Genomic DNA, 16,038 nt, shown 5'->3' on the forward strand with positions numbered 1-16,038 from the left:
ACCTCTAGGCGACAAACTAGGCTTTAGCCTGTAGGAATTGCTTTAGCTGCTGGAGATCGGCACTTGCAAATTCAACAATTTGCGCGACCCACGTTCCATGCTCAGCTTCCCAACGCGCTTCTTCACCATGTTGGAGTAACTGGGCAATTTGCTGAATACGTTTTAAACCGACTGAGCCCGCCGCACCTTTAAATTTATGGGCCTCGGAGCATAAAGTGTCCTTATCGGCAGCTTCGTTAGCCTTGACTAGATTCCCTACATACTCAGGCATTAATTGCTCAAACAAGACCACACTCTTTAGCAGAGTTCCGGCACCAATCGCACTGCAATACTGTTCTAACGTATTGAGATCTAGGATTGTTTCTAATTCAACTGTGGCCATCTAGGCCTCCCTTAAGTAGTCCAATGCTTAAAACACGTTTATGACATGATACCCACTAAAATTGTCAGTGCAACTTATAGCAGCATTTGTGGTCAAATCACGGTTTATTTAACAAAATTTCAACTATTTCAAACACTCTCAGCGATAAATTGAGATCAACTGAATCCCTTCAAGCGATATGGTCATTATGGTCGCGCTAATGCCGCGCCTTGTCCACCCTTACGCGCAAGATCCTCAACAATTGCCACTAACCCATTCCAACGATAGCCGCACCAATCAGGCGCGAGTAGTATCGGTTTTTTCGCATAGGCGGTCACCCGATGAAAAATCACCTCTTTCGGTGTATGCCGAACCAGTTCGCCGACACAAGCCGCATACTCCTCAATACTGAGCAAGGGTAAACGTCCTGCACGCCAAGCTTTCGCCATCGTACTGCCCTCGACGACATGTAATGGATGTAGCTTTAAGCCATCGACGCCCTGCGCCAGCACCGCTTGCAGTGTCGTCATATAATCGAGGTGAGTTTCACCGGGTAAGCCTAAGATAAGATGTGTACAAACTTTTAGGCCTCGGCTTCTGGCCCGTGCAACTGTATCGCAATAACAGGCAAAATCGTGCCCACGGTTAATCTTATGCAAAGTGCGATTATTGGCGGTTTGCAATCCAAGCTCCAACCAGACATCGACGCCCTTTTGCTGATAACTCGCTAATAAATCTAATACATTATCTGGCACACAGTCGGGACGAGTGCCGACACACAGGCCCACAATCTCACTGTCCTTGACCGCTTCATCGTATTTAGCCATCAACACTTGATACTCATCATAGGTACTCGTATAGGCTTGAAAGTACGCGATAAATTTATCTGCGTTCAGCTTAGGTTTCGCCTCTTTATAACGGGCTTTCCCCTGCTGTAATTGCTCACTAATGCTGAGCGTTTCCGCCTGCTGATAACTAAAGGAGGCCACATTACAAAAGGTACAACCGCCACGTCCCAGAGTGCCATCACGGTTAGGGCAAGTGAATTTGGCATCGATAGTCAGCTTGCGTAAGCGCTCGCCGTATTTAGCCTTACACACGGCACCGAATGTGTTTACGTATGCATCGAGCCCCATTAGCTCGCCCGCCAAATTTCATGTCGTTTCATTAAAATTAACCAAGATAAAATCACAAAAAAGAAGGAGTAAAGACGTGTGTTTAGATGAAAAAACTCATGATAAACAAAGCGAGCATGGTTTTCTTGGTGGTAAATCAAACTCCCGTTAGATTCACAGCGTCAAAGCTCAAAACCTGAGTCATTGCTCACAGTGTCTTTACACTCCGTGATTCCACTCACAGGCAAACAGAATAACAATTCACTTATTTTATATTTTTATACAACCACTGTATTTGCAATAAAAATCACTATTTCTAAATCAAAAACAATCGATTTCAATGTTACATTTTAGTAACCATATCGTTTTTCATTTTTTAAAATTCTTTTTATTCATAATGTTATACAGCACTTTAATCAGTTAACGTTAACGTCAATCAATTGTGTTTTGTGTATGAAACATGAATTAATACCCACATTTTATGCAAATTTTTGGTTTGACCTTTAGTTAATCTCAGGATAATTTGGGTGGTTCGGGTGCATATCTATAGAAAGTCTTTACATTTCTCCCGAGTAGTAATTTCGTTGAGGTCAAGGGAGGTTTTTGTATGAGCTTATATCATCCCAGTTTTGAGCGGGACAATTGTGGTTTTGGCTTGATTGCACAAATGGATGGCGAAGCCAGCCATCGTATCGTGCGCACCGCCATCCATGGCCTCGATCGCATGAAACACCGTGGCGGTATCGCCTCTGACGGTCGAACTGGGGACGGCTGTGGTTTATTAATGCAGCTACCATTGCAATTCTTTGAAGCCATTGCCGCGGAAAATGACTGGCACCTGAGCCGTAAATTCGCCGTGGGCATGTTGTTTTTAAGTCAAGATGAAGAACTGGCCGACCAAGCCAAGTTTATTCTCGAACGCGAACTCGAGCGTGAAACCTTAAGCATTGCTGGCTGGCGTAAAGTCCCCGTCAATCCTGAGGTATTGGGTGAGATTGGTAAATCGAGCCTGCCGCAAATCTATCAAGTACTGATCAACGCCCCGATTGGCTGGCGTGAGAAAGATCTTGAGCGTCGCCTCTACATGGCTCGCCGCCGTTTAGAGCAACAAATTACTGACGATAAAGACTTTTATGTTGCGAGTCTTTCAGGCCAAGTCATAGTCTACAAAGGCTTGATGATGCCTGCCGACTTGCCCGCATTCTATCCTGACCTTGCCGACATCCGTTTGAAGAGCTCTATTTGTTTATTCCATCAACGCTTTTCAACCAATACTTCACCTAAATGGCCACTCGCTCAGCCCTTTAGATATCTTGCCCATAACGGCGAGATCAACACTATTACCGGTAACCGCCAATGGGCCCGTGCCCGTGCCTACAAGTTTAATTCACCGCTGCTGCCCGACTTACAACAGGCGGCACCTTTTGTGAATGAAACGGGCTCCGATTCATCCTCCCTCGACAATATGCTCGAGATGCTGCTCTCAGGCGGTATGGACCTATACCGCGCCATGCGTTTGCTTATTCCGCCAGCATGGCAGAGTAACCCAGAGATGGATGATGAGCTAAAAGCCTTCTATGACTTTAACTCCATGCATATGGAACCTTGGGATGGCCCAGCGGGTATCGTAATGACCAACGGTCGCCACGCCGCTTGCGCAGTGGATCGTAACGGTTTGCGTCCATCACGTTATGTGATCACCAAAGATCGTATCCTCACCCTCGCCTCCGAAGTGGGCATTTGGGACTACGCCGCCGATGAAGTGATTGAAAAAGGCCGCGTCGGCCCAGGTGAGCTGTTAGTGTTAGATACACTCAATGGTCGTCTGTACCAGTCATTCGAAATCGATAACGACCTTAAGCGTCGCCACCCCTATAAAGAGTGGATGGCGAAAAACAGCCGTACTCTGGTACCAGCCGAGCAGTTAGCAACGGAGCAACATGGCGCCAGCGAATTAAGCCCTGAGCAACTGCTGCAATACCAAAAGCAATTTGGTTACACCCGCGAAGAGCTTGAACAAGTGATTTGGGTGCTGGCAAAACAAGGCGAAGAAGCGACAGGTTCCATGGGCGACGATACGCCAATGGCCGTATTGTCGAAAAAGTCACGCTCGCTCTATGACTATTTCCGACAGAAATTCGCTCAAGTCACTAACCCGCCTATCGATCCGCTGCGTGAAAAGCACGTGATGTCTCTGGCGACCTGTATCGGCCGCGAGCAAAACCTCTTCAACGAAACCACTGGCCATGCCTATCGAGTGATGTTCAACTCCCCGATATTATTATTCAGTGATTTCAATCAATTACTCGGATTAGATAGCACTTACTATCGCGCCAATATCGTCGATTTAAACTACGATCCGAAGGAAGGCTTAGAACACGCTATCCGCCGCATCACCTCGGAAGCCGAGCGTTTAGCCCGCAGTGGCACTACGCTGCTGATTTTATCCGACCGTGCGATTGATAAATCGGCGCAGGTGATCCCAGCGGCCATGGCAGTCGGCGCAGTACAACAAATGCTGGTCAGCAAGAGCCTGCGCTGCGATACCAACATCATTGTTGAGACCGCATCGGCGCGGGATCCGCACCACTTTGCGGTGCTGCTCGGCTTTGGTGCCACGGCGATTTATCCGTATCTAGTGTATGAATCAATCTCAGATCTAGCGAAACGCCATCAACTGACCGATACCACGGCGTTGATGCTGAACTTCCGCTACGGCATCGAGAAGGGCCTGCGTAAAATCATGTCGAAAATGGGGATCAGCACCGTCGGCTCCTACCGTTGTAGCCAACAGTTTGAGGCCATTGGTATTGCCAGCGATGTAATTGAACTCTGCTTTAAAGGGGTGGTGAGCCGCATCGAAGGCGCCAGCTTTGAGGATATCGCTCAAGATCAAGCGCTGCTGCATAAGGCCGCTTACCGCGCCCATGTGCCGCTACCACAAGGCGGTTTACTCAAATACGTAGATGGCGGTGAGTACCACTGCTTCAACCCTGATGTGGTCAACACGCTGCAGGCGTCATTAATCGACAAGAATTTTGCGACCTACAAGAAGTTCGCCGAATTAGTCGATAACCGCCCGGTTGCCACCCTAAGGGATTTGATTGGCATTAAAGCTGACCAAGCCGCAATTGAACTGGATAAAGTTGAAGCTGCCAGCCACTTATTCCCGCGCTTTGACAGTGCGGCCATGAGTATCGGCGCCCTAAGCCCCGAGGCCCATGAGGCATTAGCCATCGCCATGAACCGTTTAGGTGGTCGCTCCAACTCGGGCGAAGGTGGTGAGGATGCTCGCCGCTTTAATACCGAACGTAACTCGGCGATTAAACAAATTGCGTCGGCACGTTTTGGGGTAACCGCCCATTATCTAGTCAATGCCGATGTGTTGCAGATTAAAGTCGCACAGGGCGCAAAACCCGGTGAAGGCGGACAACTGCCAGGCCATAAGGTGAGTGTGGAAATTGCAGGGCTGCGCCACGCGCGCCCAGGTGTAACCTTGATTTCACCACCACCGCACCATGATATTTACTCTATCGAAGACTTAGCCCAGCTGATTTTCGATTTAAAACAAATCAATACCAAGGCACTGATCTCCGTGAAGTTAGTGTCTGAGCCAGGTGTCGGCACTATCGCCACCGGTGTAGCAAAAGCCTACGCCGATATGATCACTATTTCTGGCTACGATGGCGGCACGGGCGCGAGCCCTATCACCTCGGTGAAATACGCTGGCAGCCCATGGGAACTCGGCCTTGCCGAAGTGCATCAATCTCTGGTGGAAAATGGCCTGCGCCATAAGATCCGCTTGCAGGTCGATGGCGGCCTAAAAACCGGAACCGATGTTATCAAGGCGGCCTTACTCGGCGCCGAGAGCTTCGGTTTCGGGACTGTGCCTATGATTGCCTTAGGTTGTAAGTACCTGCGTATTTGCCACCTGAACAACTGCGCTACTGGTGTCGCAACTCAGGACAAGAAACTGCGCGATAACCACTACCACGGCTTACCAGAGCGAGTGATGACTTACTTTGAGTTTGTCGCCGAGGAAGTGCGCGAGTGGATGGCAACGCTAGGGGTCAGCAAGTTCGAAGACTTAGTGGGCCGCAGTGAGTGGCTACATACCTTGGAAGGCCAGACCGATAAGCAACGTGGACTCGATTTAGCGCCGATCCTGTATCAGCCTAAGGTCAGAGCCAGCACCTCGCGCACCTGGCAGGAAACCAATCCACCAGCGGATTTAGGCTTGCTCAACCAACATCTGCTCAACGAGTGTCAGAATGCGGTCGATAAGGGCGAGTGTTTCGATGCTGCTTACAGTATCAACAACACTGACCGCTCAGTAGGCGCACGCCTGTCGGGCTATATCGCTACCACCCTTGGCGTTAAAGGCACTAAGGCACCGATTAAACTCAGCTTTAATGGCAGTGCCGGCCAAAGCTTTGGGGTATGGAACAGCCCAGGTCTTGAACTCAAGCTCTGCGGTGATGCCAACGACTATGTCGGTAAAGGCATGTCGGGCGGCAAGATTGTGATTTATCCACCGCTAGGCAGTCCATTCCAGAGCGAGCGCAGCGCGATTGTCGGTAACACTTGTCTGTATGGCGCGACTGGCGGACGCTTCTTCGCAGCGGGTCAAGCGGGTGAACGCTTCGCGGTACGTAACTCGGGCGCCATTGCCGTAGTTGAAGGCTTAGGCGATAACGGCTGCGAATACATGACCAGCGGTATCGTTGTCGTGCTCGGTAAAACTGGGGTCAACTTCGGCGCAGGGATGACGGGCGGCTTTGCTTATGTCTTCGACCAATTTGGCCGCTTTAACCGCCGCGTGAATAACGAGCTTGTCGATACCCAAAAACTCGAGTCACCTATTCATCAACAGCATTTGAAAGGCTTGATTGAAGAACATGTGGCCGAAACCGGCAGTGAGCACGCGAAGATGATCTTAAGCGACTTCGCCAACTGGTTAGATTGCTTTGTTTTAGTGAAACCGAAAAATATCGCCGTTGCAGATCTGCTCAAATTAGAGCAATCGAGCCCGGAACTAGCAGTTAAAGCGGGGTAATAGCAGATGAGTAACGATTTTCAATTTATTGAAGTGGGTCGTAAAGACCCAACTAAACACCCTGCAGCAAAGCGTTCGACTCAGTTTATTGAGATTTATCAGCCCTTTGCTCAAGCTCAGGTGACTGAACAGGCGGACCGTTGCCTCGATTGCGGCAACCCTTATTGTGAGTGGAAATGCCCGCTGCACAACTATATTCCCAACTGGCTGAAACTGGCGCAACAGGGCCGGATCATGGAGGCGGCGGACTTAGTCCATGAAACCAATACCCTGCCCGAGATCTGCGGCCGCGTCTGTCCACAGGACAGACTCTGTGAGGGCGCTTGTACCCTAAACGCCGACTTTGGCGCCGTGACTATCGGTAATGTGGAGAAATATATTACTGATACCGCCATTGCCCAAGGCTGGCGTCCAGATATGAGTAAGGTCACGCCACGCAAGGAAAAGGTCGCGATTGTGGGCGCTGGCCCTGCTGGTTTAGGCTGCGCCGATATTCTTGCCCGTAATGGGGTTAAGGCTGTGGTGTTTGATAAGTATCCCCAGATTGGTGGCCTGCTGACCTACGGTATTCCCGCCTTTAAGCTGGATAAAGCCGTGATGGCAACTCGCCGCATAGTGTTAGAAGGCATGGGCATCGAGTTCAAACTGGGCGTCACTGTGGGTAAGGATGTTGCCTTTAACCAACTGCTTGAGGAATACGATGCCGTCTTCCTCGGTATGGGAACCTACACCGCCATGAAAGCGGGCCTTGAGGGCGAAGATGCCCAAGGCGTGTACCAAGCCCTGCCCTACTTGATTGGCAATACCCATCACCTGATGGGCAGCACAAGCCCAGACACCCCTTACCTCAATCTTGCCGGTAAGCGCGTGGTGGTCCTCGGTGGTGGTGATACCGCCATGGACTGTGTTCGCACCGCCGTGCGCCAAGGGGCCAGCAGTGTGATTTGTGCCTATCGCCGTGATGAAGCCAACATGCCGGGTTCACGCCGCGAAGTGCAAAACGCCCGTGAAGAGGGAGTGAACTTCCTGTTTAACCGTCAACCCGTGGCGATTAAAACCCAGGACGGTAAAGTGGTGGGTGTGGAATGCGTTGAAACCCAAATGGGTAAAGCCGATGCGAGTGGCCGTCAACGTGCCGAAGCAATTGAAGGCAGCGAGCAGTTACTCGATGCCGATGCGGTAATTATCGCCTTCGGTTTCCAACCTAGCCCTGCGCCTTGGTTTGCCGATTACGGCATTGAACTCGACCAATGGGGCCGAGTAAAAGCCAGTAAACAGGCCGATAACCCATTCCAAACCACCAATCCAAAAGTATTTGCTGGCGGCGATATGGTCCGTGGCTCGGATCTGGTTGTGACCGCAATTGCCGAAGGACGTGATGCCGCGCAAGGTATTCTTAACTACTTAGATTAATTGTTTTTTGTTGTACCGCTGTACCTGTGAGTCTCGGACTCGTACCCACGAGTCCACCATTTGCTTGTGAATTTTGGCGCACCTTAGGGTGCGCATTTTTTTACCTTCCGCGCGTTTTATCCCACCCCAATCAAGCAATCGCAATCCCACAATAACGTCAAAGCATAACTGTGGTATATTAGCCGCCATTCTGTTATCCCACTCTTTTAGTGGCATCACACATTCAGTTGAATCAAAAGGGTCTCCCATGAAAATTGGTATTATTGGCGCAATGGAGCCAGAAGTTGCCCATCTTATTGCGGCTATGACAAACGCCTCTTCGCAAACGATTGCAGGTATTGAATTTATCGCTGGCACCTTAGCGGGCAAAGACGTTGTAGTGACGCGCTCTGGTATTGGCAAAGTCGCCGCTAGTATTGCCACCACGCTGCTGATTGAGAAATACGCCCCCGATGCGGTAATCAACACAGGTTCTGCGGGTGGTTTTGTCGATTCACTGTCGATTGGCGATATCGTGATTTCATCCGAAGTGCGCCACCACGATGTGGATGTCACCGCATTTGGTTACGAAATTGGCCAAATGGCGCAGCAACCCGCAGCGTTTATTCCGGCGCCATACTTAGTCGAAGCGGCCAATAAGGCCATCGCACAATTAGGCGAAGTGAAAGCGATTGAAGGCTTAATCTGTACTGGCGATAGCTTTATTTGCGACCCAGTACGTACCAAAATCATGTTAGAGCACTTCCCAACCATGGCGGCCTGTGAGATGGAAGGCGCGGCAATTGCCCAAGTTTGCCATCAGTTCGGCGTGCCATTCGTGGTGATCCGCTCGCTCTCTGACAACGCCAACAACGACTCACCGGTCGATTTTGATTCTTACATTGTGAAGGCAGGTTACCATTCGGCACTAATGGTAATGTTGCTGCTTGAGCAATTAGATCCAAACTCAGTAAAGTAATTGACTAAAGCATGATTGCGGAAAGTACCTGATGCACAGTTCTTTTTATCAACAACTTGTCGAAATTGATGGCGCTTTGTTTGAGGGCTTCTTGGTACTTTTCTTTGCTTTATTGCTGGCGCGTTTAGCGCCATTGCCAAGGGAAATGCAACCACTGATTTGGTTTAGTCACTTAGCCAGACAGCTCGCCGCCAAAGTCAATCGCCCCGGGCGCGCCCCTAGCCAACAGGCAACCGCTGGCTTTTTAGCCATGTTGCTGCTGGTATTTCCTTTTTGGGCGATTATCACTTTTTTACTCGAACTCGCCGCCTTCCCTTGGTTCTTTGAGTTTTTAGTTCTGTATCTGTGTTTGACGGATGCAGGCTTTAGCCAAGTCGCCGACGAAATCGCTAAAGCATTGAAGCGCGAGGATAATGCCAGCGCAAAAAAGCTATTACAGCCGTGGATTGTCCGTGATACCGATAGTCTGTCGGAAGTTGGTTTAACCAAGGCCACCATAGAAAAGCTCGCTACCGCGCCGATTTACGGCACAGCATCGACCATCTTCTTCTTTGCGATCGCAGGCGCCCCTATGGTGCTGGCGGTCAGAATGATTAAACAACTCGAACTCAGTTGGCCGCCCATTCAACCTAAGTACCAACACTTTTGCAGTTCGGTGCACGTTATTTCTACGGCGCTGCTGGCGATCCCTGCTTGGTTATGGAGTCTGTCGATTGCGATTCAGGGCGGCCCCAAGGCCTTAGCAATGCTGTTTCGCACCTCTAAAAATCATCCTGCCCTGCGGGGTTATGTGATGAGCGTGTCCTTAGTGGCAAACATTTTACGCATTGAATTGGGTGGACCACAGAAGTTTTCGGGACAGCGTATTGATGTGGCTAAGATTGCCCATGGGCCACAGCCACACCAAGAAATGATTGCCCCCGCGGTAAAACTGACATCGCGGGCCTGTGCTATCTGGTTTAGCTTTATTACCTTACTTCCTATCATTTGGGCGGGTTTACGCTGGCTACAAACCCTGTGATATGATGCCTTTAATCTTAACATTGGGTTAAAGGCTGACTATCTTGTTCGAAAACATGCATGTTTCATTAACAACTCCCGCCTTGCTATTTCCGGCAATCTCACTGCTATTACTGGCCTATACCAACCGTTTCTTTGCACTGGCAGCACTGATACGTCAGCTCAGTAACGGCGATAAACCCGTGCATAAGGATCAGATTAAAAACTTAAGCCAACGGATCCGGATTATTCGCCGCATGCAGGAGGCTGGCGTATCCAGCTTTGCCCTGTGCGTGCTCTGTATGATTTTCATTTATATCGGTTTTAATAAGACGGGCTCAGTGATCTTCGGTGCCAGCTTATTACTGCTACTCTATTCACTGATTTTATCTGTGATAGAAATTCGTATCTCTGTGGACGCGCTAAACATCCACATCAAAGAGATGAGTAAATGAGTCACTGGATTTACTTCTTCGATTTATGTGGCACAGCGGTATTTGCCCTTTCCGGCGCCTTAGCCGCAGGTCGTCACCGTATGGATCCCTTTGGCGTTATCGTACTGGCCTCGGTGACTGCGGTCGGCGGTGGCAGTATTCGCGATGCGCTGATAGGCGCCACGCCCATGTTTTGGATCCGCGACCCAAACTACATCATTGTCATACTCGCCACAGTCCTAGCTTGTTTGCTGTTGGTGCGCCGTCCCCGCAAGATGCCTCAATATACGCTGCCGGTCGCCGATGCCTTAGGTTTGGCCCTATTCACTGTGATTGGTGCCGAAAAAGCCCTCAATATGGGACTCAGTGGCATGATTGCCGTCGTGATGGGCTTGATCACGGGCGTTGGAGGAGGCATTATTCGAGACTTACTGTGCAGACAAATCCCTATGGTGTTACGCACAGAAATCTATGCCACTGCGTCGATTATTGGCGGCATAGGTTATACCGTAAGCCTTGCCTACGGGATGGGCGAAAAAACGGCACTATTTTTAGCCATGACCAGTGCCTTAATTATTCGCCTATGCGCCATCAAATGGCATTTGTCGTTACCCGCCTTTGATCTCAAAACCAAGAGGGAATAGTTTGCGAATATTGTGTCTTTTAGTCTGTCTTATTTGGGTTCCGGCCTTGTTTCCTGCGTCTGTACACGCTAACTCAGGGGAAATGCCAGCAGAACAGCAGTTAGCCGTAAAATACATGAACGCGCTAACCGAGCACGACTATCAAACACTCGGCAAATTCTATAACCGTGATACCGTCTTCTTCGATAAAACCGCCAATCGTAAATACACGGGTGGGCGGTTTATTATCGACTTCTTTGAGCGCGCCCACGAAGGTGTACTCGAATATGATTTCAATATCGAGCATATGTATAACGCAGGCTCCCTCGTGGTGATGATTGGTAACTATCACTTTAAAGGGCCCGGCGAGCAGTTTGGTAAACCCGGAAAAATTATTGATGTCGCCATTCCTGGGGTCACTAGCCTTAAGCTTGATATGCGTAATCACAGGGTCACAGAGCATGTGGATCTGATTGATTACCAGACCATGTCAGACCAATTAGCGATGCAGTAGTCACAAAATTTAGCTTTTATTGAAACTTGAGCCCTCAAAACGAGTCGAAACCTGCAATGAGTCAATACGACTGAGGTGCGGCATCCTATGCCCACGGGTCGTTTCGTTTCAATGAGGTTTGTATGAAGTTGTTTGGACTGATTGCCCTACTCGCCCTGAATGGCCTAATGCTCGCGCCCCACGCACAGGCGCAGCAGCCGATTATTGTGTCCTACGCGGTGCAACCCGTAAGCCATTTCAACCAGCAACTGCGGGCCGCACAAGAGCAACATCAAGCTTGGAGCGAAGATCCCACCGCCATCAGCAGCCAATATGCGGGTAAAAAATTTACCCTTGTTCGTACTCAACCAACGAAGAATGGCGTGTTCACCTATCAAGTGAGCGAGTTGTCGCAGCAGCACCCACAAATGCTGTTAATTTTGTCGCTTAAGAAGAGTGCCCAACGCTGGCAAGTGGATTCCGCCCAACTGGCGTGGAAGTGTCGCGATGGTCAGCATTTCGGTACCGACAGATGTAATATCGGCGAGCATAAGGCCAGCACAGCACCTTAAGCACTGCACCTTAAGCACAGTCTCTTAAGCTATCGAGATAAAATGCAGATATAAAAAGAGCGCCCTTAGGCGCTCTTTTTACTGCTTGGTAAGTACTTATTAACCGTTTAAACACTCACTGGCTGTAGTCACATGGTGACATCCGATTCAGCTTAAACCAGAGTCACTTTCGCGAACTTACGCTTACCGACTTGGAATACGGCAACCGTGCCAGCGCTTAAGGTCATACGGCTATCGTCAACCTTCTCACCGTCCATCTTCACCGCGCCTTGCTTGATCATACGCATCGCATCGGAAGTCGAACCCACTAAGTCGGCATCTTTAAGTAAGTTAGCAATCGCTAAGCCTTCACCCGCCGCTAATTCAACCTCAGGGATATCATCTGGGATAGCGCCCTTTTGGAAACGGTCGATAAAGGCTTGATGGGCACTCTCGGCCGCCGCTTGGTCGTGGAAGCGCGCGATGATTTCCTTCGCGAGCGCAATCTTGGTATCACGCGGGTTAGCACCGTTGGCGATATCTTGTTTGAACTGTTCAATCTCGGCCAAAGGACGGAATGACAGCAGCTCAAAGTAACGCCACATTAATTCGTCAGAAATCGACATGATCTTGCCAAACATTTCATTGGCGGGCTCACTCACACCAATGTAGTTGTGCGCCGATTTAGACATTTTCTTCACGCCGTCTAAACCTTCAAGCAGTGGCATCATGATCACGGCTTGTGGTTTTTGGCCTTCGGCTTTTTGTAACTCACGGCCCATCAACAGGTTGAACTTCTGGTCGGTTCCACCTAATTCAACGTCGGCCTTCAGGGCAACTGAGTCATAACCCTGTAAAAGTGGGTACATAAATTCGTGGATAGCGATCGACTGACCCGAAGCATAACGCTTCTTAAAGTCGTCACGTTCCATCATACGAGCAACGGTTTGCTGCGAGGCTAAACGGATCATCCCCGCTGCGCCTAATGGCTCTAACCAGCTCGAGTTGAACTCGATACGGGTTTTTGCAGGATCCAGAATTTTATAGACCTGCTCTTTATAGGTCTCAGCGTTGGCTAATACTTGCTCACGGGTGAGGGGTGGACGCGTGCTGTTTTTACCACTTGGATCACCCACCATACCGGTAAAGTCACCAATTAAGAAAATGACTTCATGACCTAACTCTTGGAATAATCTTAATTTATTTAAAATTACTGTGTGTCCAAGATGGATATCCGGTGCGGTAGGATCAGCGCCTAACTTGATACGAAGTGGACGTCCTTCTTTGAGTTTTTCCAGCAGATCCGATTCGAGTAGGATCTCATCGGTACCACGTCTAATTTCTGCTAATACTTGGTCTAAATCAGCCATCTCGGCGGGGACTCCTAAGGCCATGATCATAAAATGAGGAGACTTATGTTACTTGTTAGCCACCACAATTGAAAGTGTGTACACTAACGGGATTATTCAAGCCTTAGGTAATCGGTATCGGCGTCACATGGGAAAGGTTATAACGTTATTTAAATTGCTGCCTAAAAAGCATCAAATTCTCCTCAGCATTCTTTCGGTTATCACTACGATAACCCTGCTCTTTCCCTCTGAAGAAGCGCAAGCTTCAAGACAAACTCAAGGTGTCGCAGACCAAGCTCAAGTCAATACCCGTTACGATGTTCCCTTAGCCTTTCGCTCACCAGAGCGTCCAGAAGGTGTTGAGGGCCAATCGCAAGATGCATCTACCAACGCCACGCCGTTATCTTCGGCCGACGCCTTAGCCGCAGGCAATGTGCCCGCCAGCGAAACCTTAGAGAGCGCCCACCATAGGGACGTTGAACATTTTAATGTGAAAAATGGCGATACCTTAGCCGCCGTATTTGAGCGCGCAGGACTCACCAGCAAAGATGTGTATGAAATTACCCAGTTGCCACTCGCCAAACAGAATCTGTTAAAAATCATCCCCGGCGAAGAAATCGTGATTTCAAAGGATGCTAAGGGCGATTTAACCGAAGTCCGCTACCGTGTCGATGCGGTATCGACTTTAGTGATCACTAAGGATCAAGATAAGTATTCCGAGAAAATCTCCGAAAAGGACATTGAAATCCGCACCCAATTCACCAGTGCGAAAATCAAGAGTAACTTCTGGAATGCCGCCGTCGATGCGGGTTTAAACGCAAACCAAATTATGCAGCTCTCGACCGTGTTTGGTTGGGATATCGACTTTGCCTTGGATTTACGTGAAGGCGACAGCTTCGCCATTATCTACGAGCAGGAATATGCCGAAGGCGAGTTTTTACGTAACGGCAATATCCTCGCCGCCGAGTTTATCAACCAAGATGAGCGCTACACTGCGATTCGCTATACCGACGGCAACTATTACTCCGAAAACGGCACTAGCATGCGTAAGGCCTTCCTGCGCTCACCGGTCGACTTTAAATACGTCAGCTCTAACTTCAACCCGAAACGCCTACACCCTGTGACGGGGCAAGTTAAGGCTCACCGCGGCGTTGACTATGTTGCCGCCATTGGTACCCCCATTAAGGCGGCGGGTAATGGCCGAGTTATCGAATCCGGCTACAATCAATTTAACGGTAACTATGTGTTCATTAAGCACAACGATACCTACACGACTAAGTATTTGCATTTGACCAAACGCAACGTCAGTAAAGGGGCTAGCGTTAAGCAGGGGCAAATTATCGGCACCTTAGGTAAGACAGGACGCGTCACCGGCGCTCACCTACACTATGAATTTATCGTTAATGGCGTACACCGTAATCCAAGAACGGTTGATTTACCTAAGGCCGAATCGATTGCCCGTAAAGAAAAGCCACAATTCGATGCGCTCAGCAAACAGTTGATGGCTAGCATTTCACAGAACAAGCAAACCCAATTGGCGATGCAATAACGACGGACGGATCCCCTACATGAACAAGGCTTATTATATTGGACTGATGTCTGGCACCAGCATGGACGGCGTCGATGCGGTGTTAGTCGACTTTGCGGGCGAGCAGCCACAGCTTATCGCAACGCATACCGAGGCGATTCCAAGCCATTTACTTAAGGGATTGCAGCGCTTATGCCTGCCTGGCAATGATGAAATCAACCGCCTTGGTCGCCTTGACCGCAGTGTGGGTAAATTATTTGCCCTCGCCGTCAATAACTTGCTTACCAAAGCCCAGATAGCCAAAGAAGACATCATTGCCATTGGTAGCCATGGCCAAACCGTGCGCCACATGCCAAATCTTGAGGTAGGTTTTACCCTGCAAATTGGTGACCCAAATACCATTGCAACCGAGACTGGCATCGATGTGATTGCCGATTTTCGCCGTAAAGACATTGCCTTAGGTGGCCAAGGCGCGCCCTTAGTGCCCGCCTTCCACCAGCAAACCTTTGCCCAAGTGGGTAAAAAGCGCGTGATCCTCAATATTGGCGGCATTGCCAATATCACCTATCTGACCGGGAATCGTGAAGAGGTCCTAGGCTTCGACACAGGGCCTGGCAATACGCTGATTGATGCCTGGATCCAGCAAGTGAAAAATGAGCCCTATGACAAAGACGGCGAATGGGCCGCTTCGGGCAACACCGACCAACAGCTATTGGCGCAATTGCTGTCGCACCCTTATTTCTCCCTCGCCTATCCCAAGAGCACGGGGCGTGAATTGTTTAATCAGGCTTGGTTAGAACAGCAATTATCAGAGTTTAATCAATTGGATGAAGAAGATATCCAATCGACATTACTCGATTTAACCTGCCACAGTATCGCCCGCGACATCCTTAAACTCGCCCCAGTGGGAGAGTTATTTGTCTGCGGTGGCGGCGCCTTTAATACCGAGTTAATGCAGCGCTTAGCGGCGCTACTGCCGGATTATCACATAGATACCACCTCAGCACTCGGTGTCGACCCTAAATGGGCCGAAGGCATCGCCTTTGCGTGGCTCGCAATGCGTCACAATTTAGGCTTACCCGCTAACCTACCTGCGGTGACAGGCGCTTCGCGCGAAGCGGTATTGGGCGGACGCTTTAGCGCTAAGTAAAACTCAAA

At 49.6% G+C, this 16,038-nt stretch carries 13 protein-coding genes; 10 read left to right on the top strand and 3 right to left on the bottom strand.

What is annotated here, in order from left to right:
* Positions 1–16: 16 nt before the first annotated feature.
* Both CBX96_RS01845 and CBX96_RS01850 read right to left on the bottom strand, forming a co-directional pair.
* On the bottom strand, positions 17–382 hold the full coding sequence (locus tag CBX96_RS01845) for an Hpt domain-containing protein (RefSeq protein ID WP_086903132.1): 366 nt from the start codon (positions 380–382) through the stop codon (positions 17–19).
* A 185-nt stretch (positions 383–567) separates the two neighbouring features.
* Positions 568–1,497 (bottom strand): TIGR01212 family radical SAM protein, encoded by a 930-nt coding sequence (locus tag CBX96_RS01850; protein WP_086903131.1) that lies wholly within the window; start codon positions 1,495–1,497, stop codon positions 568–570.
* Positions 1,498–2,083: 586 nt separating this feature from the next.
* Between CBX96_RS01850 and gltB the strand changes: the two genes are divergently transcribed.
* The 8 genes from gltB to CBX96_RS01900 all read left to right on the top strand — a co-directional run bounded on the left by gltB (position 2,084) and on the right by CBX96_RS01900 (position 12,024).
* Complete coding sequence (gltB, locus tag CBX96_RS01860) at positions 2,084–6,532, top strand: glutamate synthase large subunit (RefSeq protein ID WP_109285507.1); 4,449 nt, start codon at positions 2,084–2,086, stop codon at positions 6,530–6,532.
* 6 nt (positions 6,533–6,538) lie between these two features.
* A complete protein-coding gene (locus CBX96_RS01865) occupies positions 6,539–7,945 on the top strand; it encodes an FAD-dependent oxidoreductase (protein ID WP_109285508.1) in 1,407 nt (468 codons plus the stop codon).
* A 247-nt stretch (positions 7,946–8,192) separates the two neighbouring features.
* Positions 8,193–8,903 carry a 5'-methylthioadenosine/adenosylhomocysteine nucleosidase gene (locus CBX96_RS01875; RefSeq protein WP_023266772.1) on the top strand — a complete coding sequence of 237 codons (711 nt, stop codon included), beginning with the start codon at positions 8,193–8,195 and terminating at the stop codon, positions 8,901–8,903.
* 31 nt (positions 8,904–8,934) lie between these two features.
* Complete coding sequence (locus CBX96_RS01880; RefSeq protein ID WP_109285509.1) at positions 8,935–9,924, top strand: cobalamin biosynthesis protein; 990 nt, start codon at positions 8,935–8,937, stop codon at positions 9,922–9,924.
* Positions 9,925–9,979: 55 nt separating this feature from the next.
* Positions 9,980–10,357 carry a DUF2721 domain-containing protein gene (locus CBX96_RS01885; RefSeq protein WP_011623626.1) on the top strand — a complete coding sequence of 126 codons (378 nt, stop codon included), beginning with the start codon at positions 9,980–9,982 and terminating at the stop codon, positions 10,355–10,357.
* Positions 10,354–10,980 carry a trimeric intracellular cation channel family protein gene (locus CBX96_RS01890; protein ID WP_109285510.1) on the top strand — a complete coding sequence of 209 codons (627 nt, stop codon included), beginning with the start codon at positions 10,354–10,356 and terminating at the stop codon, positions 10,978–10,980. The genes CBX96_RS01885 and CBX96_RS01890 overlap by 4 nt, the downstream gene beginning before the upstream one ends.
* Position 10,981: 1 nt before the next feature.
* On the top strand, positions 10,982–11,473 hold the full coding sequence (locus tag CBX96_RS01895) for a nuclear transport factor 2 family protein (RefSeq protein WP_086903126.1): 492 nt from the start codon (positions 10,982–10,984) through the stop codon (positions 11,471–11,473).
* A gap of 122 nt (positions 11,474–11,595) precedes the next feature.
* On the top strand, positions 11,596–12,024 hold the full coding sequence (locus tag CBX96_RS01900; protein ID WP_109285511.1) for a hypothetical protein: 429 nt from the start codon (positions 11,596–11,598) through the stop codon (positions 12,022–12,024).
* Positions 12,025–12,176: 152 nt separating this feature from the next.
* Here CBX96_RS01900 and tyrS read toward each other — a convergent pair whose 3' ends face one another.
* Positions 12,177–13,373 carry a tyrosine--tRNA ligase gene (gene tyrS, locus CBX96_RS01905; RefSeq protein ID WP_011626902.1) on the bottom strand — a complete coding sequence of 399 codons (1,197 nt, stop codon included), beginning with the start codon at positions 13,371–13,373 and terminating at the stop codon, positions 12,177–12,179.
* A 127-nt stretch (positions 13,374–13,500) separates the two neighbouring features.
* On the opposite strand from tyrS, the gene CBX96_RS01910 reads away from it, so the two are divergent.
* On the top strand, positions 13,501–14,901 hold the full coding sequence (locus tag CBX96_RS01910; RefSeq protein ID WP_109285589.1) for a peptidoglycan DD-metalloendopeptidase family protein: 1,401 nt from the start codon (positions 13,501–13,503) through the stop codon (positions 14,899–14,901).
* 19 nt (positions 14,902–14,920) lie between these two features.
* A complete protein-coding gene (locus CBX96_RS01915; RefSeq protein WP_109285512.1) occupies positions 14,921–16,030 on the top strand; it encodes an anhydro-N-acetylmuramic acid kinase in 1,110 nt (369 codons plus the stop codon).
* Positions 16,031–16,038 lie beyond the last annotated feature (8 nt).

Source organism: Shewanella sp. BC20 (assembly GCF_003129585.1).
Taxonomy (GTDB): domain Bacteria; phylum Pseudomonadota; class Gammaproteobacteria; order Enterobacterales; family Shewanellaceae; genus Shewanella; species Shewanella seohaensis.